We start from the raw sequence: 26,049 nt of genomic DNA on the forward strand, positions 1-26,049 counted from the left end.
GGCCCGTCGGGCCGTCGCACCGTCGCACCATGAATACCGAAACCGTTACGAGCACGCCGCACCCCCTCCCGTCCTTCGACGAAGCGATGGCGTTCGTGCGCGAACATGCGGGCGAGGTGCGGTTGTCGTCGGGCGAGTTGCTGGCGGATCACGCGGCGGGCACGGCGTCGATCATGCGCACGCTCAATGTCGATCCGCCGGCGGTGCTGGCGGCGGCGCTGTTTGCGTTGACGCCGCATCTGCAGGATCCGGAGCGTGTGATCGCCGACAACTTCGGCGAGGAGGTCGCGCAACTGGTCGGCGACGTGCGCAAGCTGCTGCGTCTCGGCACGGTCAGCTTGCGTGCCGCGCAGAACGCGATGCCCGAAGCCGGGCGGGACGCGCAGGCCGCGCGCCGCGCGCAGGTCGAAGCGTTGCGCAAGATGCTGCTCGCGTTCGCGCAAGATATTCGCGTGGTGCTGATCCGGCTCGCGTCGCGTCTGCAATCTATGCGCTATTACGCTGCGGCGAAGATCACGCCGTCGCCTGACGTGGCGCGCGAAACGCTCGACATTTACGCGCCGCTCGCCAATCGGCTCGGCATCTGGCAACTGAAGTGGGAGCTCGAAGATCTCGCGTTCCGCTTCGAGGAGCCGGTCACGTACAAGCGCATTGCCAAGCTGCTCGACGAGAAGCGCGTTGAGCGCGAGGGCTATGTCGCGCAGGCTATTGAGCGCCTGCAGCAGGAACTGGCCGCGGCGGATATCCGCGCCGAAGTCAGCGGTCGGCCAAAACACATTTACAGTATCTGGCGCAAGATGCGCGGCAAGGAATTGGACTTTGCCGAGCTGTACGACGTGCGCGCGTTTCGCGTGATCGTGCCGGACATCAAAGATTGCTACACCGTGCTCGGCATCGTGCACAACCTGTGGCAACCGGTGCCGCGAGAGTTCGACGACTACATCTCGCGGCCCAAGCCGAACGGTTATAAATCGCTGCACACGGTCGTGATCGGCGACGACGGCCGCGCGTTCGAAGTGCAGATTCGCACGCACGAAATGCATCAGTTCGCCGAATACGGCGTGGCGGCGCACTGGCGCTACAAGGAAGCGGGCACGCGAGGTTACGGCGGCCAGTTCAGCGCCAATGAGAAGTACGATGAGAAGATCGCGTGGTTGCGGCAATTGCTCGCGTGGAAAGACGAGGTTTCGGAAGGCGAGCATGGCGAGAAGCGCGCGGCGCAGCCGTGGGAACAACTACGCCAGGCCACGCTCGACGACGACCACATCTACGTGCTGACGCCGCAGGCGCGCGTGATTCCGCTGCCGCATGGTGCGACGCCCGTCGACTTCGCGTATCACCTGCATAGCGAGCTGGGGCATCGTTGCCGTGGCGCGCGCGTCGACGGCGCGATGGTGCCGCTCAATACGCCGCTGCAGAACGGCCAGACGATCGAGATCGTCGCGGTGAAGGAGGGCGGTCCGTCGCGCGACTGGCTGAACCCGCAGCTCGGCTATCTGCAAAGCCCGCGCGCGCGGCAGAAAGTGCGCGCGTGGTTCAACGCGGTCGAAGTGCAGGAGCACATCGCCAGCGGACGTGCCATGGTCGAAAAGACCTTGCAGCGCGAAGGCAAGACTTCGGTCAACCTCGATCAACTTGCGGCCAAGCTGGGCTTCAAGACGACCGACGATCTGTTCTCGGTGGTGGGCAAGGAAGAGTTCAGTCTGCGGCTCGTCGAGCAGGCGTTGCACGACGCACCGCCGCCCGAGCCCATGGTCGAGGCGCCTGCGCAATTCGAAAAGCGCAGCAGCGGTGCGAGCGTCGCGCGCGGCGCGTCCACCGGTGTGCTGGTAGTCGGCGTCGACGCGTTGCTGACGCAGCTCGCGCGTTGCTGCCGGCCCGCACCGCCGGACGATATCAGCGGCTTCGTCACGCGCGGCAAAGGCATGTCGATTCACCGCAGCGATTGCCCGACGTTCCTGCGCATGGCGGATCGCGCGCCGGAACGCGTGTTGCAAACCGCATGGTCGGCAGACGTGATGAGTGGTCGCGGCCAGTCGGTCTATCCGGTTGACCTCAGCATCGAGGCGACGGACCGGCAGGGTTTGCTGCGCGACATCTCCGAAGTTTTCGCGCGCGAGAAAGTGAATGTGATCGGTGTGAAGACGCAATCGCGCCGCAATACCGCGTTCATGCAATTTACTGTCGAGGTGTCGAACTCCGCGCAGATCCAGCGCGCGTGCACGGTGCTCGGCGAAGTGACGGGCGTGGTGCGCGCGTCGCGCAAGAGTTGATGCGTGAGCGGTGGTCTGTGTGCGTCGTTGTCTCTGCAGAGGCCTTGGCTCTACACGCTCGTTCAGGTGGGTAGAAATTTAAAGTCGATGCATAAAAGTACTTGCCAAGCGGTGTGGCGCTCCATATAATCTCGTTTCTTCAGGCTCGTAGCTCAGCTGGTTAGAGCACCACCTTGACATGGTGGGGGTCGTTGGTTCGAGTCCAATCGAGCCTACCAACGAAAGAGAAATTCCGGTTTTGCCGGGGTTTCGCAAACTGCAGTAAGCGTCTTTGGCGCAAAAGGCGAATACGGTTATGACACCGCGAACGTTGACCGAGACTACTTCGGAGCGACGCTAGTCGAGGACCACTTTCGCCAATGTAGTTTGCAGGAAATGTGAATGCGGCCCCTCGAAAGCGGGGCCGCATTTTTTTTGGCTTTTAGACCTGGTTGTATGTGCCACCGCCGGTCGGCACCACGGAGAACGCAATGGTTTCGATACGTCTGCCTGACGGTTCTGTTCGACAGTACGAGCATCCGGTGACCGTCGCCGAAGTGGCCGCCTCGATCGGCCCCGGCCTCGCGAAGGCCGCGCTCGGCGGGAAGATCGACGGTGAACTGGTCGATACGTCCGCGCTGATCGATCACGACGTGGCGCTCGCCATCGTCACCGAAAAAGACGCCGACGGTCTCGACATCATTCGTCACTCCACGGCGCACTTGCTCGCGTATGCGGTGAAGGATCTGTTTCCGGAAGCGCAGGTCACGATCGGCCCGGTGATCGACAACGGCTTCTACTACGACTTCGCATACAGCCGTCCCTTCACGCCGGAAGATCTGGAAAAGATCGAAAAGCGCATGCAGGAGCTCGCCAAGAAAGACGAGCCGGTTTCGCGCCGTGTAGTGTCGCGCGAAGAAGCGGTCGACTACTTTAAGAGCATCGGCGAAAAGTACAAGGCCGAAATCATCGAATCGATTCCGTCCAGCGACGATATCAAGCTGTACTCGCATGGCGGCTTCACCGATCTGTGCCGCGGCCCGCACGTGCCGTCCACCGGCAAGCTCAAAGTCTTCAAGCTGATGAAGGTGGCGGGCGCCTACTGGCGTGGCGATTCGAAGAACGAGCAATTGCAGCGCATCTACGGTACGGCCTGGACCAAAAAAGAAGACCAAGAGGCGTATCTGCACATGCTCGAAGAGGCCGAGAAGCGCGACCACCGCAAGCTCGGCAAGCAACTCGATCTGTTCCATATGCAGGACGAGTCGCCGGGCATGGTGTTCTGGCATCCGCGCGGCTGGACGCTGTGGCAGCAGGTCGAGCAGTACATGCGCCGTCGCGTGAACGACGCGGGTTACCTCGAAATCAAGACGCCGATGATCATGGACCGTTCGCTGTGGGAAGCGTCGGGCCACTGGCAGAACTATCGTGAAAACATGTTCACGACGGAATCGGAAAAGCGTGACTACGCGATCAAGCCGATGAACTGCCCGGGTCACGTGCAGGTGTTCAATCACGGCTTGCGTTCCTACCGTGATCTGCCGCTGCGTTACGCGGAGTTTGGTTCGTGCCACCGCAATGAATCGTCGGGCGCATTGCATGGCCTGATGCGAGTGCGTGGTTTCGTGCAGGACGACGCGCACATTTTCTGTACCGAAGACCAGTTCATCAGCGAATCGATCGCATTCAACACGCTAGCCATGAGCGTGTACAAGGACTTCGGCTTCGACAAGGTCGAGATCAAGTTGTCGCTGCGTCCGGACGCGCGCGCCGGCACGGACGAAACATGGGATCGCGCGGAGCAGGGTCTGCGCGAAGCGCTGACCGCGTGCGGCGTGACGTGGGAAGAGTTGCCGGGCGAGGGCGCGTTCTACGGTCCGAAGGTCGAATACCACATCAAGGATGCCCTCGGCCGCTCGTGGCAATGCGGTACGCTGCAGCTCGATATGGTGCTGCCGGAGCGTCTGGGCGCCGAATACGTCGCGGAAGACAATGGCCGTCGCCGGCCGATCATGCTGCACCGGGCAATCGTCGGATCAATGGAGCGGTTCCTTGGCATTCTGATCGAGCACCACGCTGGTGCAATGCCGTCCTGGCTCGCACCGATGCAGGTCGTGGTGATGAATATCGCGGAAAATCAGACCGAATATGCACGCTCGCTAGCCCAATCGTTGCAAAAACAAGGGGTTAGAGTAGAGGCCGATTTGCGCAACGAGAAGATTAGCTATAAAATACGCGAGCACACGCTGGAAAAGGTGCCGTACCTGCTTGTGGTCGGCGACAAAGAGCGTGAAGCCCAAACGGTAGCCGTGCGTGCCCGTGGTGGTGTCGATCTGGGCGTTATGCCTCTCGATACCTTCATTGAGCGTCTGCGCCATGACGTGCAGTCGTTCAACTGAGCCACTTGGCAGCGCGGCTCGTTTTTTTAAATTTTAGAGGAAACGTAACATCGCTACTGATAAGTCTGCGCACCGCATCAACGGTGAAATTACGGCACCCGAGGTGCGTCTGGTCGGAGTCGAGAACGAACCGCTCGGCATCGTGAAACTCGCTGATGCGTTCCGCATGTCGGAACAGCAAGATGTCGATCTGGTTGAAATCGCCCCGCAAGCGGTTCCGCCAGTTTGCCGCTTGATGGACTACGGCAAGTTCAAGTACTCGGAAGCGAAGAAGCAGCACGAGGCCAAGCTCAAGCAGAAGATTGTCCAGGTCAAGGAAGTCAAATTCCGCCCTGGCACTGATGACGGCGATTACAACGTCAAGCTGCGCAACCTCATTCGCTTCCTCGACGACGGCGACAAGACGAAAATCACGTTGCGTTTCCGTGGCCGCGAAATGGCTCACCAGGAAATCGGTATGCGCGTGCTTGAGCGCCTGCGCACAGACCTCGACGAAGTCGGTCAGGTCGAGCAGATGCCTAAAATGGAAGGACGCCAGATGATCATGGTGATCGCTCCGAAGAAAAAGAAGTAAGCGACTTGAGCAGCGGCGCGCTGTGTGGCGTGCGCTCTGATCGTGAAAGATTGAAACGATGCGGTGCCGGGTGTCCGGTGCGGGATCGGCAGGTTTCGGAACGGCGCAGTAGTAGGCGCCGATTCCTGAAAAGCGGCCGCCAGCGGTATCGGCGGTCTGCATACCAAGTGGAATGGGTTTCGAAGGGCGGGTGATGGCCTCTGGCCGACCGCACACCCATATCCATCTAATAATGGAGTTGTCATGCCGAAGATGAAGACCAAGAAGAGTGCTGCAAAGCGCTTCGTGGTGCGTCCGGGCGGTACCGTCAAGCGCGGTCAGGCCTTCAAGCGCCACATTCTTACCAAGAAGACCACCAAGAACAAACGCCATTTGCGCGGTTCGACGGCAGTTCATGATGCAGATATGAACTCCGTGCGCGCAATGCTTCCGTTCGCTTAACCCTTAACCGAAACTCATAGGAGCAAGATATGCCTCGAGTAAAACGTGGGGTTACCGCACGGGCCCGTCACAAGAAGATCATCAAGCTGGCCAAGGGTTACCGCGGCCGTCGCAATAACGTCTATCGCATCGCCAAGCAGGCGGTCATGCGCGCAGGCCAATACGCCTACCGCGATCGCCGCAACAAGAAGCGTGTGTTCCGTGCATTGTGGATCACGCGTATCAACGCGGCGGTGCGTCAGCACGACATGACGTACAGCGTGTTCATCAACGGCCTGAAGAAGGCTTCGATCGAACTCGACCGCAAGGTGCTGGCCGACATGGCTGTGTTTGACAAGGCTGCTTTTGCTGCGATCGTTCAGCAGGTGAAAGCCGCCGTTGCAGCCTGATTGCGCTTCTGGCAATTAACACTGCGTGGTTCGTTGTAGCGAACATCCGGTAGTCTCGGTGACGCTGCAACAAAAACGGGGCTCCTCACCGAGCCCCGTTTTTGTTGGTAGAACCAGTTTTGCTTCGATTGAACACTGACGTTGAAATGATGGGATCAATGGATCTGGACCAGATTGTCGCCGACGCGCAAAAAGCCTTCGCAGAAGCCTCCGACGTCACCACCCTCGAGAACGAGAAAGCGCGCTTTCTTGGCAAATCGGGTGCGCTGACCGAGCTATTGAAGGGCCTTGGCAAACTCGATCCCGAAACGCGCAAGACCGAAGGCGCACGGATCAACCTCGTCAAGCAACAAGTGGAAGCCGCGTTGACGGCGCGCCGTCAGGCATTGGCCGACGCGTTGCTGAATCAGCGCCTCGCCGCTGAAGCCATTGACGTCACGTTGCCCGGTCGTGGCACCGGCGCAGGCAGCCTGCACCCGGTGATGCGCACGTGGGAGCGCGTCGAACAGATTTTCCGGTCGATCGGATTCGACGTGGCCGACGGCCCCGAAATCGAAACCGACTGGTACAACTTCACCTCGCTGAACAGCCCGGAAAACCATCCGGCGCGTTCAATGCAGGACACGTTCTACGTCGACGGCAAAGATGCCGACGGCCGTCAACTGCTGCTGCGCACCCATACCAGCCCGATGCAGGTGCGCTACGCGCGTACCAACACGCCGCCGATCAAAGTGATCGTGCCGGGCCGCACGTATCGCGTGGACAGCGACGCGACGCATTCGCCGATGTTCAACCAGGTCGAAGGCCTGTGGATCGACGAGAACATCAGCTTCGCGGACCTGAAGGGCGTCTATACCGACTTCCTGAAGAAATTTTTCGAACGCGACGACATTCTCGTGCGCTTCCGTCCGTCGTATTTTCCGTTCACCGAACCGTCGGCTGAAATCGACATGCTGTTCGAAACGGGCAAGAACGCCGGCAAGTGGCTCGAAATTTCGGGCTCCGGCCAGGTGCATCCCACGGTGATTCGCAACATGGGTCTCGACCCGGAGCGCTATATCGGCTTCGCGTTCGGCAGTGGCCTCGAACGGCTCACCATGTTGCGCTACGGCGTGCAAGACCTGCGTCTGTTCTTCGAAAACGACCTGCGTTTCCTGCGTCAATTCGCCTGAACCGCGCGGTCGAACGCGACAAGCATAGAGCGCGAATGGCATGCAAAGCGTGCCGTTCGCAGCGTCCCCGGCAGAGTCCAGAGAAGCACCAAGGCAGCATCGCCGGACGTGGACCTAACCTGATCAGAACGTACACAGAACCATGCAATTCCCGGAATCCTGGCTGAGAACCTTTGTCGATCCGCAACTGACGACCGACCAACTGTCGCACGCGCTGACAATGGCCGGTCTCGAAGTTGAAGACCTGCGGCCGGCTGCGCCGCCGACCTCGAAGATCGTTGTCGGCCAGGTGCTGGAAGTCGTCAAGCACCCGGACGCGGACAAGCTCAACGTGTGTCAGGTCGACGCCGGCACGGGCGCGACGCTGAACATCGTGTGCGGTGCGCCGAACGTGGCGCCGGGCATCAAGGTGCCGGTCGCATTGGTGGGCGCGCAATTGCCGCCGGCCGAAGAGGGCGCTGCGCCGTTCGCGATCAAGCTCTCGAAGCTGCGTGGCGTGGAAAGCCAGGGCATGCTCTGCTCGGCACGTGAACTCAAACTGTCGGAAGACCATAGCGGCCTGATGATCCTGCCGGAAGATACGCCGATCGGCCAGGACATCCGCGAAACGCTCAATCTCGACGACACGATTTTCGAAATCAAGTTGACGCCGAACAAGGCGGATTGTCTGTCGGTGTTCGGCGTGGCGCGCGAAACGTCGGCGATCACCGGTGCATCGTTGCGCCCGCTCGAGATCAAGCCGGCGCAAGTCACGCTCGACGAAACGCTGCCCGTCAAAATCTCGGCGCCGGATCTGTGCGGCCGCTTCTCGGGTCGCGTGATTCGCGGCGTGAATGCGCGCGCGAAGTCGCCGCAATGGATGGTGCAGCGTCTCGAACGTTCGGGTCAACGCAGCATCTCCGCGCTGGTCGATATCTCGAACTACGTGATGCTCGAACTGGGCCGTCCGTCGCACGTGTTCGATCTGGACAAGATCCACGGCGGCATGGACGTGCGTTGGGGTCGCCCCGGCGAAACGCTCAAGCTGTTGAACGGCAACACGGTCGAGCTCGACGAAACCGTCGGCGTGATCGCGGACGAGCAGCACATTGAAAGTCTCGCCGGCATCATGGGCGGCGACAGCACGGCGGTCACGCTCGACACCACGAACATCTACCTGGAAGCCGCGTTCTGGTGGCCGGATAGCATTCGTGGCCGCTCGCGCAAGTACAACTTCTCGACCGATGCGGGCCATCGCTTCGAACGCGGCGTCGACTACGCGACCACGGTCGAGCACATCGAACGCATCACGCAACTGATCCTCGACATCTGCGGCGGCGCGGCCGGTCCGGTCGACGACCAGATCGTCAACGTGCCGAAGCGCGAGCCGGTGAAGATGCGTGTGTCGCGTGCGAACCGCATCATCGGCATCAAGATCGACGCGGATGAAATCGCGCAAATCTTCACGCGTCTCGGCCTCACGTTCGAGCGCAACGACGACACGTTCTCAGTGATGCCGCCGTCGTACCGCTTCGACATTGAAATCGAAGAAGACCTGATCGAAGAAGTCGCGCGTATCTACGGCTTCGAAAAGATCCCCGCGCGTCCGCCGGTTGCGACCAGCGAAATGCTCGCGACCAACGAAACGCAGCGTTCGATCCACGTGATCCGCCACGCACTCGCCGCGCGCGATTACGCGGAAACGGTGAACTTCAGTTTCGTCGACGCTGAGTGGGAACAGGACTTCGCGGGCAACGACAAGCCGGTGCGTTTGCTCAATCCGATAGCAAGCCAGTTGTCGGTCATGCGCACCACGCTGTTCGGCAGCCTGATCCACGTGCTGCGCACGAACCTGAATCGCCGCGCCGCGGATCGCGTGCGCGTGTTCGAAGCCGGCCGCGTGTTCCTGCATGATCCGTCGATCAAGGCCGGCGAACTCACGGTGGAAGGTTTCGCGCAGCCGAAGATGATCGGCGCGCTCGCCTACGGCCCGGCGCTCGACGAGCAGTGGGGCGCGTCCACGCGCACGGTCGACTACTTCGACGTGAAGGGCGATCTCGAAGCCTTGCTGGCGCCGGCAGTGGCACGTTTCGTGAAAGCGGAACATCCGGCGCTGCATCCGGGACGCAGTGCGCGTATCGAAGTGAATGGCCGCGCAGTCGGCTGGATTGGCGAAATGCATCCGCGCTGGATGCAGAAATATGATTTGCCGCATGCGCCGATTCTGTTTGAAATCGAATCGGAAGCATTAATGCAGCGCGTATTGCCCACTCCCGCGGACGTGTCTAAATTCCCGCCGGTGCGTCGTGATATTGCGGTAGTCGTCGATCAGAAAATCGAGGTTCAGGCGCTGCTGGACGAGCTGCAGAAGGCGCAATCCGAACCGGCTTGCAAGAGCGTTCAGAAGGTTGTGCTTTTCGACGAATTCCGTCCAAAATCAAACACTTCCGGCGGTCTAGCCGCTCATGAGAAAAGCCTTGCGTTCCGTGTGACCTTGCAAGATACTGGCGGAACCCTTCAGGATGAGACGGTCGATCTGGCCATTCAAACTCTAGTGGAACGTCTGGCTCGAGTATATGGCGCACGGTTGCGCGGATAACCCGCATTTAACAATTGCACGGCTGTTTCCGCATCCTTTGTTTTTTGCTTGGCGCGCCATTTGATAGATATGAATGAAATGAACTCGAGTGATTTCGAAGCCCTTCTTACGGCGCAACGCAGCGCCATGATTCGCGATATTCCGACATCACCCGCCGTCGTTTCTGCTGAAACGCCGACGCTCACCAAAGCTGAACTTGCCGAGTTGCTGTTCGACAATGTCGGGCTCAACAAGCGGGAAGCGAAAGACATGGTCGAAGCGTTCTTCGAGGTGATCCGCGACGCGCTGGAGAGTGGCGACAGCGTGAAGTTGTCGGGCTTCGGCAACTTCCAGTTGCGCGACAAACCCCAGCGTCCCGGCAGAAATCCGAAGACCGGCGAGGCGATTCCGATCGCCGCGCGCCGGGTTGTGACGTTCCATGCGAGTCAAAAGCTGAAGGCACTGGTTGAGAACGGCGCTGAAGCGAGCTTCGCGCGCTGATCGACTGGCGCATTCCTGCGCAACCCACCACGACGGCTAACTGACGATGACAGCGACGATCGAAAAAGTCGTCTTGCCTCCGATTCCGGCGAAGCGCTACTTCACGATTGGTGAGGTCAGCGAACTATGCGGCGTGAAGCCCCATGTGTTGCGTTACTGGGAGCAGGAGTTCACGCAGTTGCGGCCGGTCAAGCGACGCGGTAATCGTCGGTACTATCAGCATCACGAGGTGCTGTTGATCAGACGGATTCGTGAGTTGCTCTATGAGCAGGGCTTCACGATCAACGGTGCGCGCAATCGTCTCGATTCACATGGCGGTGGGGCGCACGGTGCGCCGGCTGAGGACCTTGACGAAGGTGCGAGCGTCGCGGCCGCGCAAGCGCCGGCGGCGCCTGCCGCTGCAGTGGATGTCGAGCAGTTGCGCAAGGAGTTACTGCACGTGATCGATCTGCTGGGCCGCTAGTTCACTTTGTTAGTGCGGGCGGTTCTAATCGAAAGAAGTGTCTGTTATAATTTTCAACTGTTCGGGGCGTAGCGCAGCCTGGTAGCGCACACGCCTGGGGGGCGTGTGGTCGGAGGTTCAAATCCTCTCGCCCCGACCAAAGAAATCAAGGTCTTACAAGCATCGCTTGTAAGACCTTTTCTATTTCTGCGCTGAGTTTTCGAGTCACATCAACTTCGGCACGATATCCACAAACAGGATCTTCACGATCGTCATCGCGGGGAAGATCATCGCGTAGCCGATATCGGGCCGATCCGTGGGCGTGAGCTTATTGGCGAACGCGAGAATCGCCGGATTGCCGCACGCCCCGGCGACAATGCCCGCGACCTCGTCATACGGCAGCCGATAAACCAGCAGCCCGAGAATCAGAATCGGCACGGCCAACGCGAGCAGCACGAGCGCGCCCAAGCCAAGCATCAGCAGCCCCGTTTGCGAGACCGTTGCGGCGAATTTCGGCCCCGACGCCATGCCCACTTGTGCAAGAAAAATCGTCAGCCCGAGATTGCGCATCACGAGATTTGCGGGCAACGGCATGGTCCAGTTGATGCTGCCGCTGCGCCGCAATTTGCCGAGCACGAGCGCCACGATCAACACGCCGCATAAACCCAGCGCCAGCTTGCCGAAGCCCGGCAGCGGAATCTGCAGCGCACCGGCCAGAAAGCCGAGCGCCATCCCCAGACCGACCGAGATGTAGCTGAATTCAGCGGTGCCTTTGATCGAGTCGCCGAAGAACGTCCGCAGCGTGGGGAACATCGCGCGTTTCGTCAGCAGGCCGACGCGATCGCCGTATTCCAGCATGAGTTCGGGGCGCGGCAGGATGTCGGCGTCGCCGCGCCGTACGTGCGCCACGATCGAGCCGTCGGGCAACGCGAGCTCGCCGAGCGGGCGGCCCACCACGTTCGCGCGCGACGCAAACACCCGTAGATAATCCAGATCGCCGCGATCGCGCAGCACCCGGCCGGGCGCCGCTTCGCCCAGACGCGTGCGGGCTTCGGCGAGCGCGTCCTGATTCGGGCTCACGGCTAGCACCACGTCGTTTTCGGCGAGCACGAGTTCGGGCGATGCGGGCGCATTGTGATGCGCGCTGCGCACGGCGACGATCTGCACGTCGGCGGGCAACGCGGCGAGTGCTTCGCTCAATGTCTTGCCGCGGAAGTCCGGATTGCGCAGCGCGATTTCGAGAATATCCAGGCCCGCGCCCGAGGCGGTGTCGATCTTCGGCGACAGGATCGCGAACGCCAGGTAGAGCAGCAGAATCGGACCGGCCACGCCGAACGGGTAGGAAACTGAATAGCCGACCGCCGCGTTGTCGTTGCCGAGCACGGCGATCGCCGCTTGCAACGCGGCCGTGCTCGTGCCGGAACCTGAGAACAGACCGAGCGCATAGCCCGGATCGAGCTGCATGATTTTCTGAGTCGCGATGCTTACCGCGCCCGCGCACAACACCCCCACGAGCGCGAGCAGATTCGCGCGCCGGCCCGCGGCGCTGGTCAAGCCGAGGAAGAACTGCTTGCCGTACTGAACGCCGACCGTGTAGAGAAAGAGCGAGAGGCCGAGCGTGCCGATCATCGGCGCGGGCGCGGCTTTCGGCGCGAACCAGCCAGCCGCCAGCGCGACGAACAGCACCGCGCCGACGCCGAGCGAAAACCCTTTGACGTTGATCTCGCCGACGAAATAGCCTGCCGCGATGGTGAGGAACAACGTCATCAACGGCTGCTGCTCGAGAAGCGTCTTCAGGGCATCCATGTCGGCTCCGATCGGGGTTGAGGCTTCTGCGGGTTCAGCGGATTGTGCGGCGGCGATCCTGAATGGTGAGGCCTATGCGAAATACGTATCGCGCGATTCGCGGCAAGTGGAACGTACCACCTCCTACCGGACCCCGCAGGTTCCGGCAGTTCGCCAGTATCTACCGGATTGCGCAACACCACGCCATCGCCACCGCCACCGCCACCCGCAACGAACGCCGACTTACTAAGACCCCCGTCCGAGCGCGATAAACCGTTCGAGATGATGATCCTCGTCGCCGAGTTGGTGATCGATCATCACGAGGCGTTTCGCGTAGTGAGCGAGCGGCAGTTCCCACGTCATGCCGATGCCGCCATGCAACTGAATACATTCTTCGGCAACCATCGCCCCGATTCTGCCAATGCTGTATTTAGCCGCCGACAACGCCCGTTCGCGCGTCGTGCGCTGCGCACCCAGCGCGGCCGCTGCATTGATCACCGCCGAGCGCGCCTGCTCGATTTCAAGCAGCAGATCCGCCATGCGATGCTGCAAGGCCTGGAAGCTGCCGATCGGCACGCCGAACTGTTTGCGTGTGCGTAGATACTCGAGCGTGTGGTCTTTCGCGACGTCCATTGCGCCGACGGCTTCAGCACACAGCGCGAGCACGCCACAGCCGACTGCGTATTCGAGTGTCGCGAAGCCAACGCCTGCCGTGCCGAGTAGCGCGTCGGCGTCGAGCATGACGCGGTCGAACGTCACTTCGGCTGCGCGGCCGCCGTCGATCTTGCGATAGCCGCGCACGCTGACGCCGGCCGTGTCGCGCGGCACGAGAAAGAGGCTGATGCCTTCTTCCGAGTCGTCGGCGCCATGCGTGCGGGCCGAGACTAGAAATAGCCCGGCATGCTCGCCGTGTTGAACCACCGCCTTCGAGCCGTTCAACTGCCACGAGCCGCCATCAGCATCAACATCAGCATTGCCATCGCCATTGCCATCGCTATCAGCAGCCCCCTCGCGCTGCGCCCGCGTGCCCACCCGTGCCAACTCATAGTGCCCATCCGGCTCACCGTGTGCGAGCGCAACGATCCGCGAGCCATCGATCAACCCTTCAAGCAACGCCCGCTGCGTGTCATTCCCGCTGCGCGCCAACGCTTGCCCAACCATCAACGTATCGAGAAACGGCTCGACCACGAGCCCACGCCCGAGGCATTCGAACACGACAGCCATGTCGAACCCGCCGCCGCCAAACCCGCCGTTCGCTTCGTCGAACAACGCGCCGATCACGCCGAGTTCGGCAAAGCGTCCCCACAATTCGCTGCTGAAACCTTGCGCCGAGCGCGCGATCCGGTCACGCGTGTCGAAGCCGTATTGCTCGCTGACGAATCGATTCAGCGAGTCCGCCAGCATGCGGCGGTCTTCGGTGTGCTGGAAGTTCATGACGTGCGCCCCTTACAGTCCCAGGATCATTTTGGAAATGATGTTCTTCTGGATTTCGTTCGAGCCGCCGAAGATCGACAGCTTGCGATTGTTGAAATACAGCGACGCGGCGCTCGCCGCTTCGGCGGGGCCGACCGGCACGCCGTCGAAACCATCGTGCAAGGCTTCCTCGACGAACGGCTGCGCATACGGTCCCATCGCGCGACGCGTCAGCGACGAGATTTCCTGACGGATCTCGGTGCCGCGAATCTTCAGCATCGAGCTTTCCGCGCCCGGCACGCCGCCGCCCGCCACCGCCGCGATCACGCGCAGGTTGGTGGTCTTCATGTTCTCCAGATCGATCTCGACGCGTGCCATGCGCGCCGCGAACGACGGATCGTCGGCGAGCGGCCGGCCGTTGCGCTGCTGCTTCGCGGCGATCTTGCGCAGCCGGTTGAAGGCGGCCACCGAGAAGCCGACGCCCGCGATATTGGTGCGCTCATACGTGAGCAGATACTTCGCGTAGGTCCAGCCCTTGTTTTCTTCGCCGACGAGGTTTTCGGCCGGCACGCGCACGTCGGTGAAAAACACTTCGTTGACTTCGTGCTCGCCGTCGAGCGTGATGATCGGACGCACTTCGATACCCGGCGTGTTCATATCGATCAGCAGGAAGCTGATGCCGGCCTGCTTGCGCGCGTCGGTGTCGGTGCGCACGAGGCAGAAGATCATGTTCGCGAAGTGGCCGAGCGTGGTCCACGTTTTCTGGCCGTTGACGAGGTAGTGCTCGCCTTGCGCGTCGATGCCGCGTACCGCGCGCGTGTTGACCGCCGCGAGATCGGAGCCAGCGCCCGGTTCCGAATAGCCCTGGCACCACCAGTCCGAGCCGTCGAGAATGCGCGGCAGCCAATGGTGTTTCTGCGCGTCGCTGCCGTACTTGATCAGCACCGGCCCGAGCATGTTGACGCCGAACGGTACGACGCGCGGCGCGCCGGCCAACGCGCATTCGTTTTCGAAGATGAATTTCTGCGCTGCGCTCCAGCCGGGACCGCCGTACTCCTTCGGCCAGTGATTCGCGAGCCAGCCTTGCGTGTTGAGAATCGCGTGCCATTGGGCCATGTCGTCGCGCGTCAGACGACGGCCGCCGTGGACCTTGTCGGCGAGACGCTGCGGCAGCTTATCGCGCAGGAACGTCTGCACGTCGGCGCGGAAGGCTTCTTCTTCAGGGGTGAAGTTCAGATCCATAGCGGAGTGTTCCGTGGAAAGTGAGCGGAGCGGGGCGCTGTTGCGCGCCACCGGCCGTGCTGCATAACAGGAGCAAAAAAAGCGGCGGCTTCAGACCGTCTGGTTCAGACTCGCGAAGTCGGCGCCGCGTTCGACCAGATCGACCAGCAGCGGCGACGCTTGCCAGAACAGCGGGTCTTCTTTGGCGAACTCGCGAATGTCGGCGAGAATCGTCGGCAGCCCTACCATGTCGGCGTATTTCATCGGACCGCCGCGATAGCGCGGAAAACCATAGCCGTACAGGAAGGTCACGTCGACATCCAATGGCCGCAGCGCGATGCCTTCATGCACGACGTTCGCGCCTTCGTTGATCATCGCGGCCATGTAGCGGCGCACGATTTCTTCGTCGGTGAAAGTGCGCGGCGTGATGCCGGCGCGCTCGCGTTCGGCGTCGATGATCGCTTGAACTTCGGGGTCGGGCGCGCCGCTGCGCGAACCTTCGGCATACCGATAGAAGCCGCGGCCGGTCTTCTGGCCGAACCAGCCGCGTTCGCACAGGCGGTCGCTGATCTGCACATATCGAGCGGCGGGATTGCGGGTCGCCGCGCGCCGTTTGCGCGTAGCCCAGCCGATGTCGCCGCCCGCCAGATCGACCACCTGAAACGGTCCCATCGCAAAGCCGAAGGCGCGCACGGCGGCGTCGATCTGATACGGCGACGCGCCGTCTTCCATCATCGCGTCAGCGGCGCTGCGATACACGGCGAGCACGCGGTTGCCGATAAAGCCGTCGCACACGCCCGCGCGCACCGGCGTCTTGCGCAGTTTCTTCGCGAGCTCGAATGCGGTGGCGACCACGTCGGCGCTGACCTGTTTCGGCACCACCACTTCCAGCAGCTTCATGATGTTGGCCGGCGAGAAGAAGTGCAGGCCGATCACGTCGGCGGGACGCGAGATGCTCGACGCGATCGCGTCGATGTCGAGATACGACGTGTTGGTCGCGAGCACCGCGCCTTTTTTGCAGACGCGATCGAGTTCGGCGAACACGGCTTTTTTCACGGCCAGATCTTCGAATACGGCTTCGATCACGAGGTCGGCGTTGGCCAGCGCGTCGTACGAAGTGCTGCCGCTCCAGCGCGCCATCACGGCGGCTTTTTTCTCCGCGCTCAGGCGGCCTTTCGCGATCAGGCCGTCGTAGACCTTTTCGATGTGCGCACGGCCGCGCGCGAGCGATTCGTCGTCGCGTTCGATCATCGTCACCGGCAAGCCCGCGTCGAGCACCGCGACGGCGATGCCCGCGCCCATCGTGCCGCCGCCGACCACGCCGATTGCGTCCAGCACGCGCGGTTTGGCGGAGCGCGTTTCGGGCGCCTTGAGCACTTCACGTTCGGCAAAGAACGCGTGGATCAAACCGGCACGTTGCGGACTGTCGATGCATTCGAGGAACAGCTTGCGTTCGATCCGAAGGCCTTCGTCGAAGGGCTGTTCGATGGCGGCTTCGACCGCGTCGACGATCTTGAGCGGCGAGAACAGACCGCGCGATTTCTTCGCGGTGTCGGCGCGCGCAGCGGCAACGGCGGCGAGACTCGTGGCGCGATCGGCGAGTGCCGTGGCGTCGCGCGTGCGGCGCACCGGCGCGTGGGTGGCCAGCAACTCCTGCGTGTAAGCGAGGGCTTCGGCCAGCAGATCGTCACTGCTGCCGACGCGGTCGACCAGCCCCAGCGCCAGCGCTTCCTGCGCGCTCGCATGACGGCCGCTGAGAATCAGATCGAGCGCGGCGGCCGCGCCGATCAGACGCGGTGTGCGCTGCGTGCCGCCTGCGCCCGGCAGCAGGCCGAGTTGCACTTCGGGCAGGCCGAGCTTCGCGCCGTCGACCGCGATCCGGTAATGCGCGGCGAGCGCCACTTCCAGGCCGCCACCAAGCGCCGCGCCGTGAATCGCGGCCACCACCGGCTTCGTGCACGCTTCGATGCGGTTGCACACGTCCGGCAGCGATGGCGGCACCGGCGGCTTGCCGAACTCGCGAATGTCCGCACCGGCGATGAAGTTGCGACCCGCGCCGACGATCAGCACCGCCTCGACGGCCGGATCGGCGTCGGCGGCGTCGATCGCGTTGGCGAGGCCGCGCCGCACGTCGGCGGAGAGGGCATTGACCGGCGCATGGTCGATGGTTACGAGCAGCACCTTGCCGCGTACGGCGTGCGTGACGACATCGGTCGAAGGGGTGAAGGTCATGGGGTGTCTCCTGAACGGTTATCTGTGACTGCTGGCGGCTTCTAGCGATGCCCGACACCGCGCCCGCGCTCGGCGGCGCGCGCGGGCGGACCGCGTCTGGCGAATTCTCCGATTGTGCGGCGGTCAAGGTTTATTGACAATCACATGGACGGTTGACAGACTGTCAAAATTATTTTGACAAAGGTGCCGCCGTGGACGTCAATTCGCTGACCTTGCTGGTGGACATTCTCGACGCGGGCAACCTGAGCGAGGCCGCGCGCCGGCTGAAAATGAGCCGCGCGAACGTGAGCTACCACCTGAACCAGCTGGAGCGTTCGATCGGTCTGCAACTGGTCAGGCGCACCACGCGGCGGGTCGAGCCGACCGAAATCGGCCTGCAACTCTACGAACACGGCCGCGCGATCCAGAACGCGCTGCTGGCCGCCCGCGAATCGGTCGCCACGCTCGGCCAAAGCCTGCAAGGGCGGGTGCGGCTGAGCGTGCCGAGCGGCTACGGGCAACTGGTCATGTCCGACTGGCTGATCGCGTTCAAGCGGCTCTATCCGGGCATCGTGCTGGACGTGATGTTCGAAAACCGTGTCGAAGACCTGATGCGCGACGAAGTGGATATCGCCGTGCGGGTCATGTCCGAGCCGCCGCAAAACCTGGTCGCGCGCGACATGGGGCCGGTGCGCTATGTCGCGTGCGCGTCGCCCGCATTCGCCGAAAGCCGCGGCATGCCGGTGAGGCTCGACGATCTGCGCACCGCGCCGTTGATCACGTCGGCGGTGGTCGGCAGGCAGTTGCGCGTGGCCGCTTACTGGCGCGATGAGCGGCACGAAGTGCTGCTCGAGCCGACGCTCATCTCCGAGAACTTTCTGTTTCTGCGCGACGCGGTGCTCGCGGGGTTGGGTGTCGGGCTCGTACCCGACTACGTGGTGCAGGACGATCTGAAACGCGGCGCGGTAGTGACCGCGCTCGACGAATGGCGCCTGAGCATCTTCGGCACGCATATGTACATGCTCTATATGCCGAACCGGCATCACACGCGCGCGGCGGCGACGTTCATCGAGTTTATTTTGCAGCAGGCGCAAGGCAGCGGCAGAGGGACGGGCGCGTGATCGGGTAAGTCCCGGATCGGGAAAGCCGCAAATTGTTTTTGCGGCGTGCGCGGGTATGCTTGGTGTGAGGCGACGCTTGACTTCACAACCATTGGGACGCGGAGGTGTCAGATGAAATGGATCGTCCGACTTCTGGCCGTGGTGGCCGCACTCGCGTTGATGGCGCTACTGATGTTCCGCTTGCCCAGCGAAGACGCGATTCGTTTCGCCGGTTATGCAGGCACGGCCGCGTTCGCGGGACTCATGGGCTTGCTGTTCCGCTGGCGCACAAGCCGCGCGCAGCGCAACAACAAGCGCGTGTGAACGCCGTATCAGGTGAACTGGTCGGTGATCCGGACATGCGCGTCGGTAATATGAAACCCATGCTGCGCGATATCGTCGAGACACGCCGCTGAATCGACGCCCGGCGTTGCATGGTCCCGGCTCAGTTCTACCGATTTAAACGGCGCCCACGGCGCAAACTTTGCCGGCAGGTTCGCGCCGTTCGCATCGGCGGTAAATCCGAACACGCGCCCGGGACCACGAAAGAGATAGAGCAGCATGGTCTACCGTGCCGGCTGCTTAGTGGCCGGACAGCAGCACGTCGGCAATGACGCCGCTAGCAACGGCGGCGAGCACGTAATCCCCATTCACGCCAACCCATTGATAACCGCGCGGCGGTGAATGCAGCCCGTGTTCGCGCCAATTGTCGACCACGTAACTGCGATCGCGATACTCGGCCGGAAGCCGCTCGCCTTTATGCCAATCGCTGTGCGGAATCGGGCCGCCCTGACGGCCGATATCGGCTTCGTGTGGCGCGCCGTGTCCTCGCATGCTGTGAGGTGGCGGCCCGCCGTGTTGATCGTCGTGATGGGGTTGTTGCGCTAGCGCGGCAACCGATGTGCCGAGCAAGGAAACGATGACAAGCTGCGCGATGACTGGTTTCATGGCTACGCCTCGAAGAGAGTGTCACGAACTATCGGCTGTTCGACGTGGCCCAGGCTGATTCGCCCAGAAGGCCAGCGCCGGCAAATAATCGCACAAACAAGGCGGCTTTGCCAAAATCGTGGGGGATCGATGCCGTGTGATTCGCGCGCGATGCGCGGCGGCTGGTGAGGCCGCGCGCGCTCGCGCTTCAACGTGAAGCGGAAGGTTGAAACGTAAGCGCGACGCGAGCGCTCAGCGTCCCTGCAACTTCAGCCGGCCTCTTGCTCCTTGATCCGCTTGCGATGAGCGGCCACCTTCGCGCGGTTACCGCAAAGCGCCATGCTGCACCAGCGCCGCGCGTGCCCTCGCGTGTGATCGGCGAACAACAGCGTGCATTTCGGTCCCTCACACGCTTTCACGTACGTGAAGTCTTCGTCGCAGACCAGTTTTGCCATGGCCTCGGCGATCGGCATCAGCAACGATTCGGCGGAGCGCCAGCGCCGCTGGTGGCTCAGCTCGAAAACCGTCGCCGCATCCGACGCACCGGCGACGATCTCGCGATGCTGTTCGTCGCGCGCCAGCAGCCGGTTGAGCGGCTCCAGTTCGCGCAGATTTTTGGCGCTCAACGCGCGACCCTTGCGCTTCTGCACAAATCCCCTGAACCACTCGCGCAGTTCGCGCGCCTGCTCGGCGACACGGTCGAGTTCGGCGGCCGTTGACTGCGTGCGAATGTCCGCCAATGCGGCGCGCGGCACGAGGCCGGCCTGTTCCGACCAGGCCAGCAGGCCAGCGCCGTCGCTGATCCAGTCGACGGGCTCATCCACCGGCGTGGCGATGGAGTTCAGGAAATCGAGGCCGGCCGCGTCGGCCACGAAGATCGCGGGAATCTCACGGTAGTCCATGTCTTCTGACAAATACGAAAGAGTAATGCGCTCATCGTAACCACTAAAAATCGTCTTGACAAGTTACATGTAGCGTGAGTAACCTATAAAACATGAATTTAGAGGTTACAAGTAAATCGATGTCCCTTTCCATCAAAGGAGCGCAGAAATGAATCCTCGTAACGTGACCGCGGTGCTCGTGCACGGCGCATGGGCTGACGGTTCGAGCTGGAGCAAGGTGATCGAGCGTCTCGCCGCACACCACATCGAAGCGGTCGCGGCGCCGCTGCCGTTGACGTCGTTAGCCGACGACGTGGCCGCGCTCGAACGGACGCTCGAACGGATTGAAGGTCCGGTGGTGCTCGCAGGTCATGCGTATGCCGGTGCTGTGATCGGCTCGGCGCGCTCGGCTACGATCGAGGCGTTGGTCTACGTCGCCGCGCTCGCGCCCGACGAAGGCGAAACAGTGGCCGACGTGTTCTATCGCGGCACTGCGCATCCGCAGGCGCCGCAGTTGGCGCCGGATCGGCACGGGTTGATCTGGCTGCCGCACGACGCATTCGCCGCGGCGTTTGCCCAGCATGCCGCGCCGCACGAACTGACGACGCTTGCCGCGGTGCAGCGTCCCATCGCGGCGGCGTGCATCGGCGAGGCGGTCGCCCGGCCGCTTTGGAAAGATCTGCCCAGCTGGTTTCTGGTCGCGGAGCAGGATCGGATGATCAACCCCGACACGCAGCATGGCATGGCGCGTCGCATGAACGCGAACGTGCGTTCGTATCAGGTCGATCACACGCCGATCGTCACCGCGCCGGACGTCGTGACCAAGGTCATCGTCGAAGCGGTCGAGGCGTCGGCCGTTCGTTAAACGTTGTCGAAGTCTTCTTGTGCAGACGGTCGCTAACCGTTGCCGACCGCCAAACCCTTCTCTTTTTCACAGGTGAAAACCATGTCCGCCATTTCCTATCGCACCGCAGACGTCGACGGTTTCAACGTGTTCTACCGCGAGGCCGGTCGGCCGGGCGCGCCGAAGCTGCTGCTGTTGCATGGCTTCCCGAGTTCGAGCCACATGTTCCGCGATCTGCTTCCGAAGCTGGCCGACCGTTTCCATATCGTCGCGCCGGACCTGCCCGGTTTTGGGCAGTCGGATATGCCGAGTCGCGACACGTTCGCGTACACGTTCGATAACCTCGCCAACGTGATCGACCGCTTCACCGAAGTGATCGGTTTCGATCGCTACGCCGTCTACGTATTCGACTACGGCGCACCGACCGGCTTCCGGCTCGCGCTCAAGCATCCCGAGCGAATCACGGCGATCATTTCGCAGAACGGCAACGCGTACGAAGAAGGCCTCAGCGATGGGTGGAATCCGATTCGCGCCTATTGGCAGGATGCATCGCCCGCCAACCGCGAAGCGCTGCGCGCGATGCTGACGCTCGAGACGACTATCTGGCAATACACACACGGCGTACCCGATACGACGACCGTGTCGCCCGACGGCTATACGCTCGACGCGTTCTATCTGAACCGCCCCGGCGCCGATGAAATCCAGCTCGACCTGTTTGGCGACTATCGAAACAACGTCGCGTTGTATCCCGCGTTCCAGCACTATTTCCGCACGCATCAACCGCCGTTCCTGGCCGTGTGGGGCAAGCACGATCCGTTCTTTCTGCCGCCCGGCGCCGAAGCCTTCAAGCGTGACATACCGCAAGCGGTCGTGCGCTTCTTCGATACCGGCCATTTCGCGCTCGAAACGCATGCTTCGGAAATTGCCGCTGCCATTAACGATTTTCTGATCCGCTGAGTCGTGCAGCGCAATTGTTTGAAGATTGACAACGTTCGCTTCGGCAAACGAAAGGAGCCATGACATGTCCACGAACGTAGCTATTGTGACCGGCGCGAGCCAGGGGATCGGCCGGTCGACCGCGATCAGGTTGGCGCGGGATTTTCCGTCGATCGTGCTGGTGGCGCGCAATCGCGAGAAGCTTGAAGAAACCGCTGTCGAGGTAAAGCACGCGGGCGCCGACGCGCTGGTGATCGACCTCGATCTGTCCGTGCCCGACGCCGCGCGGAACGTGGTCGATCAGACGCTCGCCAGGTTCGGTCGCATCGACGCGTTGCTCAATATCGCGGGCGCGGTGCCCCAGATCGACGTGCTCGACATGACCGACGAGCAGTGGGATAGCGGCCTCGCGTTGAAACTGCACGGCGCGCGACGTCTGACGGTCGCGGCGTGGCCTTCGTTGAAGGCGTCGTCGGGTTCGGTCGTGTTCATGTCGGGCAATTCGGCGCTGTTTCCGAAAGCGCCGTACGCCGCAGTCGGCACCATCAACGCCGCGATCGTGGCGCTCGCCAAGGCCTTTTCGGATCGCGGCATCGCCGACGGCGTGCAAGTGAACAGCGTGTTGCCCGGAGCCGTGATGACCGGGCGGCGGCAATCGTATCTGGAGCACTGGGCGCCGCTGCACAACATGACGGTCGAAGAGGCCACAGCGAAGTTTCCCGTCGAAGCGGGCATTTCACGCTATGGCACGCCGGAGGAGATCGCCGAGTTGATGGCCTTCATCGTGTCGCCGGCGGCGCGCTGGATGACGGGATCGGCCTTGAGAATGGACGGCGGCGAGGTCAAATCCGTGTGAGCCCGAGCAGGCTCATGCGGACTTGACCGGCCTACGTGGGGCAGCGATTCGTCAATCCGCGAAATCGGTCGAGGCCGACAGTGTTTTCCACGCGTCCATTTCCTGCGCCACGTAGGCGTTTTTTGCGGCGATCGCGGCAAGCGTGTCGTTGCCGAGCGGCAGGCGCAGCGGCGGTGTGTCGGCATCGACTAGCGCAACCATCGCGGCGGCCAGTTTCTTCGGGTCGCCGGGTTGGTTGTGATTCATTTGCGTTGCCCGGCGGCGGACCGCGCCCGAGGTTTCGTCGTAGTCGTCAATCACTTGCGGCGCCACGACCAGCGACGACGCATCCAGAAAGTCCGTGCGGAAATAACCCGGCTCGACGACCGTCGCGTGAATGCCGAGCGGCTTCAGCTCGGCATGCATGGCTTCGGTAATGCCTTCGACGGCGAACTTGGTCGACGAGTACACGCCGAATCCCGCCGCGGCCCGATAGCCGCCGATCGACGAAATATTGATCACGTGTCCCGCACGCTGCGCGCGCATGACCGGCAGCACGGCGCGCGTGACGTTCAGCAAACCGAAGACGTTCGTGTCGTACATGCGGCGGATGTCTTTGTCGGCGGATTCTTCCACTGCGCCTAGCAGACCGAAGCCGGCGTTGTTGACCAGCACGTCGACGCGGCCGAATTTTTCCACTGCGGCTTGCACGGCGGCTTTGGCTTGCGCCTCGTCGGTGACGTCGAGCGCGACCGGCAACAGCGCCGGCGTGTCGCCCAACCGTTCGACGATGGCCGAAACGTTGCGCCCGGCGGCGACCACCGCGTTACCGTCCGCGAGTGCCGCCTCGGCAATTAGCGCGCCGATGCCGCGCGCTGCGCCGGTGATCAACCATACCCGCTTGAAAACGCCGCGTTGCGTGTCAGCCATGATGTTTCTCCTGCGTGTCGTCGAGTTGAAGTGATGCCATGGTAAAAGCGCGGACTGACACTAACTAGCCGTCAATTGCTAGACTCATAATCAACTCTTACTTGCGAATCGGGAGCGCACGCCATGAACGAAATTCGAGCGATCACCACGTTCGTGCGAGCCGCGGCGCTCGGCAGCTTGCGGCGCGCAGCTGTCGATCAGGGCATCTCGCCGCAGGCCGCGAGCCAGGCGGTGATGCAACTGGAGAAGGAACTGGGCGTACGGCTCTTTCACCGCACCACCCGCAAGCTGAGCCTGACGGAGGAGGGGCAGCGGCTGTTCGACAGTGTGCAACCGGCGCTGTCGATCCTGTCGTCGGCGCTCGGCGACGCGCGGCGGTCGAAAGAAGAGGTGGACGGCCTGCTGCGCGTGAGCGCGCCGCGAGCGTTCGGCATGCCGGTGCTGTGGTCGCACTTCGAGGAATTCCAGCGGCTTTATCCGCACGTGCGGCTGGAAGTCCAGTTCGACGACCACTTCACCGATCTCGTGACCGAACGCGCCGATGTGGGTTTTCGCGGCGGCCCGCCGCCGGCGGGCGGCTCGATCGCGCGCCGGCTTGTGCCGATCCAACTGGTCGTGTGCGCGTCGCCGGCTTACATCGAGCGCAACGGCGCGCCGCGCAGCATCGACGAACTGGCTCAGCATCGTTGCACCGGCTATCGGCGCGCCAACACCGGCAAGCTCGCGCAATGGCAGTTTCAGATCGGCGATGAGATCGTCTATCGCGACGTGCCGCCGGCCATCTGCGTGAACGATACGCAGATGGAAACGCAGGCGGTGCTGTCGGGCCTGGGGGTTGGGCAACTGGGCAGCTTCAACGCGGCGGTGCACATTCGCAGCGGCCGGCTCGTGCCGTTGCTGACGCAACATGTCACCGAGTACGGCGCGCTGTATATCTACTACGGACATCGCACCGAGCAGCCGTTGCGTGTGCGGACCTTCATCGACTTCATGATCGAACGCATGGCCGATAACCGCGATTTTTTTCTCGATGCGGCCGAGTTGCGCGCCGCTCGCTCACCGCAGCGGGGGCGGCCGGCGAGCGCGCGCGGACATGGCTAGTGCGATGGCGTGCGCGCGAGCAGCGGGGCGCCCGTGACGTCGTAAGAAACGCTCATCGTATCGAGCGCGGCGAGAAAATCCCTCGCGTCGAAAATCTCGCCGAGACTGACCACACCGCCTTGGCTCGTGGACTTGCCGCGAACCAGCCGCTCAGTCGCCTCGACGACGATCGGCGCGGTCACGGCATAGATGTCGCGTCCGGTCGCGGTCGCGCGCCGCGTCGCTCCGTTCTGCGCGATGACTATGTCGACGATGAACTGTTGGGCTGAGCGTCCTTGCGCGTCGTTGGGTTGAGGCGGCGGCGTAGCCGGATCGCGAATGTCGCGCAGCGCGGCCGACGCGAGCCACGAGTCCATCGTCCCGACCCGCAGATGACGCGACACCGCGAGCACCTCCGTGAACGGCAGCATCACCACCTCCGCATTGCCGAGCGGGGCCGGGAATGCCCACAGGCTTTCGGGCGCGGGCTGCGGCAACGGCGCCAGCCGGCCGTCGCGCTGGATCATCCGTGTCGCGTGATTGCGCGCACCGGTTAGACGTGTTCCGCGTGTCGGGTGCCAACTGTCGAGGCCAATGGCGACGTCCACGCGATCGAGCGCTTGCCCGGTGTCCGCCACCGAGGTGACCAGCAGATCGGCCAGCCCGCCGTAGAACGCGGCGGCGGGGATCAGCGTCACGCCGGCCTCGCGGGCGCTCGTGTCGCGCTGATCGATCAAGGCCTGAAGCGACGGTTGTTCCGCCGTGACGTCGAGATAGGGAATCCGCGCGCGCAAGGCGGCATCCACGATCGGCAGCGCCGTATCGAGAAACGGTCCGGCGCAGTTGATCACGGCGTGCGTACCGCGCAGCGCCGCGTCGAGTTGGTTCGCGCTGCCGACCTCGGCCACGCGCCACGGCGCCGTTGCGTCTGCCGGGCTTTCCTGCAGACGCGCGGCGTCCCGTCCTATGCGGACCACACCGAGCCCGCGCCGCTGCAACTCCGCCACGACGAAGCGCCCTGTGTGACCCGAGGCGCCGTACACCGCAACTGTGATTCGATCGTTCATGTGTCTCACTCTCCTGGTTCAGGTTGTTTTCGGAACGCTACAGACCGGTATGTTTTATAGTACAGATCTGTAGCGTCGTCAAACACAGAGTG

The 26,049-nt window shown here is 62.6% G+C and carries 24 protein-coding genes and 2 tRNA genes; 17 read left to right on the top strand and 9 right to left on the bottom strand.

What is annotated here, in order from left to right; all coding sequences use genetic code 11:
* The first annotated feature begins 29 nt into the window (after window positions 1–29).
* From GGD40_RS19225 to GGD40_RS19275, 11 genes are all read left to right on the top strand, one after another.
* The gene (locus GGD40_RS19225; protein WP_179744565.1) at window positions 30–2,273 is read left to right on the top strand and encodes a RelA/SpoT family protein; all 2,244 of its coding nucleotides are present in this window, start codon (window positions 30–32) and stop codon (window positions 2,271–2,273) included.
* A 141-nt stretch (window positions 2,274–2,414) separates the two neighbouring features.
* Window positions 2,415–2,491: transfer RNA gene (locus tag GGD40_RS19230), tRNA-Val, on the top strand.
* Between the two features lie 252 nt (window positions 2,492–2,743).
* On the top strand, window positions 2,744–4,651 hold the full coding sequence (thrS, locus tag GGD40_RS19235; RefSeq protein WP_176059641.1) for a threonine--tRNA ligase: 1,908 nt from the start codon (window positions 2,744–2,746) through the stop codon (window positions 4,649–4,651).
* 49 nt (window positions 4,652–4,700) lie between these two features.
* The gene (gene infC, locus GGD40_RS19240) at window positions 4,701–5,225 is read left to right on the top strand and encodes a translation initiation factor IF-3 (RefSeq protein WP_081935657.1); all 525 of its coding nucleotides are present in this window, start codon (window positions 4,701–4,703) and stop codon (window positions 5,223–5,225) included.
* A gap of 243 nt (window positions 5,226–5,468) precedes the next feature.
* A complete protein-coding gene (gene rpmI, locus GGD40_RS19245; protein WP_012433738.1) occupies window positions 5,469–5,666 on the top strand; it encodes a 50S ribosomal protein L35 in 198 nt (65 codons plus the stop codon).
* Between the two features lie 29 nt (window positions 5,667–5,695).
* Entirely contained in the window at window positions 5,696–6,055 is a 360-nt protein-coding gene (gene rplT / locus GGD40_RS19250) for a 50S ribosomal protein L20 (protein WP_006052502.1), read from the top strand.
* Between the two features lie 158 nt (window positions 6,056–6,213).
* The gene (gene pheS, locus GGD40_RS19255) at window positions 6,214–7,227 is read left to right on the top strand and encodes a phenylalanine--tRNA ligase subunit alpha (protein WP_035546916.1); all 1,014 of its coding nucleotides are present in this window, start codon (window positions 6,214–6,216) and stop codon (window positions 7,225–7,227) included.
* A gap of 142 nt (window positions 7,228–7,369) precedes the next feature.
* A complete protein-coding gene (pheT, locus tag GGD40_RS19260; RefSeq protein WP_179744566.1) occupies window positions 7,370–9,805 on the top strand; it encodes a phenylalanine--tRNA ligase subunit beta in 2,436 nt (811 codons plus the stop codon).
* A 69-nt stretch (window positions 9,806–9,874) separates the two neighbouring features.
* Entirely contained in the window at window positions 9,875–10,285 is a 411-nt protein-coding gene (locus tag GGD40_RS19265; protein WP_035546911.1) for an integration host factor subunit alpha, read from the top strand.
* A gap of 46 nt (window positions 10,286–10,331) precedes the next feature.
* The gene (locus GGD40_RS19270; RefSeq protein ID WP_179703646.1) at window positions 10,332–10,748 is read left to right on the top strand and encodes a MerR family transcriptional regulator; all 417 of its coding nucleotides are present in this window, start codon (window positions 10,332–10,334) and stop codon (window positions 10,746–10,748) included.
* A 62-nt stretch (window positions 10,749–10,810) separates the two neighbouring features.
* Window positions 10,811–10,887: transfer RNA gene (locus GGD40_RS19275), tRNA-Pro, on the top strand.
* A 65-nt stretch (window positions 10,888–10,952) separates the two neighbouring features.
* Here the strand turns inward: GGD40_RS19275 and GGD40_RS19280 are convergent.
* The 4 genes from GGD40_RS19280 to GGD40_RS19295 all read right to left on the bottom strand — a co-directional run bounded on the left by GGD40_RS19280 (window position 10,953) and on the right by GGD40_RS19295 (window position 17,378).
* Window positions 10,953–12,533 (bottom strand): aspartate:alanine exchanger family transporter, encoded by a 1,581-nt coding sequence (locus GGD40_RS19280; RefSeq protein WP_179744567.1) that lies wholly within the window; start codon window positions 12,531–12,533, stop codon window positions 10,953–10,955.
* 225 nt (window positions 12,534–12,758) lie between these two features.
* A complete protein-coding gene (locus GGD40_RS19285) occupies window positions 12,759–13,946 on the bottom strand; it encodes an acyl-CoA dehydrogenase family protein (protein WP_179744568.1) in 1,188 nt (395 codons plus the stop codon).
* A 12-nt stretch (window positions 13,947–13,958) separates the two neighbouring features.
* Entirely contained in the window at window positions 13,959–15,167 is a 1,209-nt protein-coding gene (locus GGD40_RS19290) for an acyl-CoA dehydrogenase family protein (protein ID WP_179744569.1), read from the bottom strand.
* A gap of 90 nt (window positions 15,168–15,257) precedes the next feature.
* A complete protein-coding gene (locus GGD40_RS19295; protein ID WP_179744570.1) occupies window positions 15,258–17,378 on the bottom strand; it encodes a 3-hydroxyacyl-CoA dehydrogenase NAD-binding domain-containing protein in 2,121 nt (706 codons plus the stop codon).
* A 191-nt stretch (window positions 17,379–17,569) separates the two neighbouring features.
* Here GGD40_RS19295 and GGD40_RS19300 point away from each other — a divergent pair, with 191 nt between their 5' ends.
* Window positions 17,570–18,478, top strand: a complete 909-nt coding sequence (locus tag GGD40_RS19300) for a LysR family transcriptional regulator (protein WP_179703651.1) — start codon at window positions 17,570–17,572, stop codon at window positions 18,476–18,478.
* A gap of 111 nt (window positions 18,479–18,589) precedes the next feature.
* A complete protein-coding gene (locus GGD40_RS19305; protein WP_179703652.1) occupies window positions 18,590–18,781 on the top strand; it encodes a hypothetical protein in 192 nt (63 codons plus the stop codon).
* A gap of 8 nt (window positions 18,782–18,789) precedes the next feature.
* Here the strand turns inward: GGD40_RS19305 and GGD40_RS19310 are convergent, their stop codons facing one another.
* From GGD40_RS19310 to GGD40_RS19320, 3 genes are all read right to left on the bottom strand, one after another.
* On the bottom strand, window positions 18,790–19,020 hold the full coding sequence (locus GGD40_RS19310) for a hypothetical protein (RefSeq protein WP_179703653.1): 231 nt from the start codon (window positions 19,018–19,020) through the stop codon (window positions 18,790–18,792).
* A 19-nt stretch (window positions 19,021–19,039) separates the two neighbouring features.
* Window positions 19,040–19,405, bottom strand: a complete 366-nt coding sequence (locus tag GGD40_RS19315; protein WP_179703654.1) for an RcnB family protein — start codon at window positions 19,403–19,405, stop codon at window positions 19,040–19,042.
* A 248-nt stretch (window positions 19,406–19,653) separates the two neighbouring features.
* On the bottom strand, window positions 19,654–20,286 hold the full coding sequence (locus GGD40_RS19320) for a CGNR zinc finger domain-containing protein (protein WP_179744571.1): 633 nt from the start codon (window positions 20,284–20,286) through the stop codon (window positions 19,654–19,656).
* A 148-nt stretch (window positions 20,287–20,434) separates the two neighbouring features.
* Here GGD40_RS19320 and GGD40_RS19325 point away from each other — a divergent pair, with 148 nt between their 5' ends.
* From GGD40_RS19325 to GGD40_RS19335, 3 genes are all read left to right on the top strand, one after another.
* Complete coding sequence (locus GGD40_RS19325) at window positions 20,435–21,130, top strand: alpha/beta fold hydrolase (RefSeq protein WP_179744572.1); 696 nt, start codon at window positions 20,435–20,437, stop codon at window positions 21,128–21,130.
* Between the two features lie 81 nt (window positions 21,131–21,211).
* Entirely contained in the window at window positions 21,212–22,066 is an 855-nt protein-coding gene (locus tag GGD40_RS19330; protein WP_179744573.1) for an alpha/beta fold hydrolase, read from the top strand.
* A gap of 64 nt (window positions 22,067–22,130) precedes the next feature.
* Window positions 22,131–22,901, top strand: a complete 771-nt coding sequence (locus GGD40_RS19335; protein ID WP_179744574.1) for an SDR family oxidoreductase — start codon at window positions 22,131–22,133, stop codon at window positions 22,899–22,901.
* Between the two features lie 51 nt (window positions 22,902–22,952).
* Here GGD40_RS19335 and GGD40_RS19340 read toward each other — a convergent pair whose 3' ends face one another.
* Window positions 22,953–23,810, bottom strand: coding sequence for an oxidoreductase (locus GGD40_RS19340; protein WP_179744575.1), 858 nt, complete (start codon window positions 23,808–23,810; stop codon window positions 22,953–22,955).
* A gap of 123 nt (window positions 23,811–23,933) precedes the next feature.
* Here GGD40_RS19340 and GGD40_RS19345 point away from each other — a divergent pair, with 123 nt between their 5' ends.
* Window positions 23,934–24,911 carry a LysR family transcriptional regulator gene (locus tag GGD40_RS19345; protein ID WP_179744576.1) on the top strand — a complete coding sequence of 326 codons (978 nt, stop codon included), beginning with the start codon at window positions 23,934–23,936 and terminating at the stop codon, window positions 24,909–24,911.
* Here GGD40_RS19345 and GGD40_RS19350 read toward each other — a convergent pair.
* Window positions 24,908–25,957, bottom strand: a complete 1,050-nt coding sequence (locus GGD40_RS19350; protein WP_179744577.1) for a saccharopine dehydrogenase family protein — start codon at window positions 25,955–25,957, stop codon at window positions 24,908–24,910. The genes GGD40_RS19345 and GGD40_RS19350 overlap by 4 nt on opposite strands.
* Window positions 25,958–26,049: the final 92 nt, after the last annotated feature.

The organism is Paraburkholderia bryophila (assembly GCF_013409255.1).
Classification (GTDB): Bacteria; Pseudomonadota; Gammaproteobacteria; order Burkholderiales; family Burkholderiaceae; genus Paraburkholderia.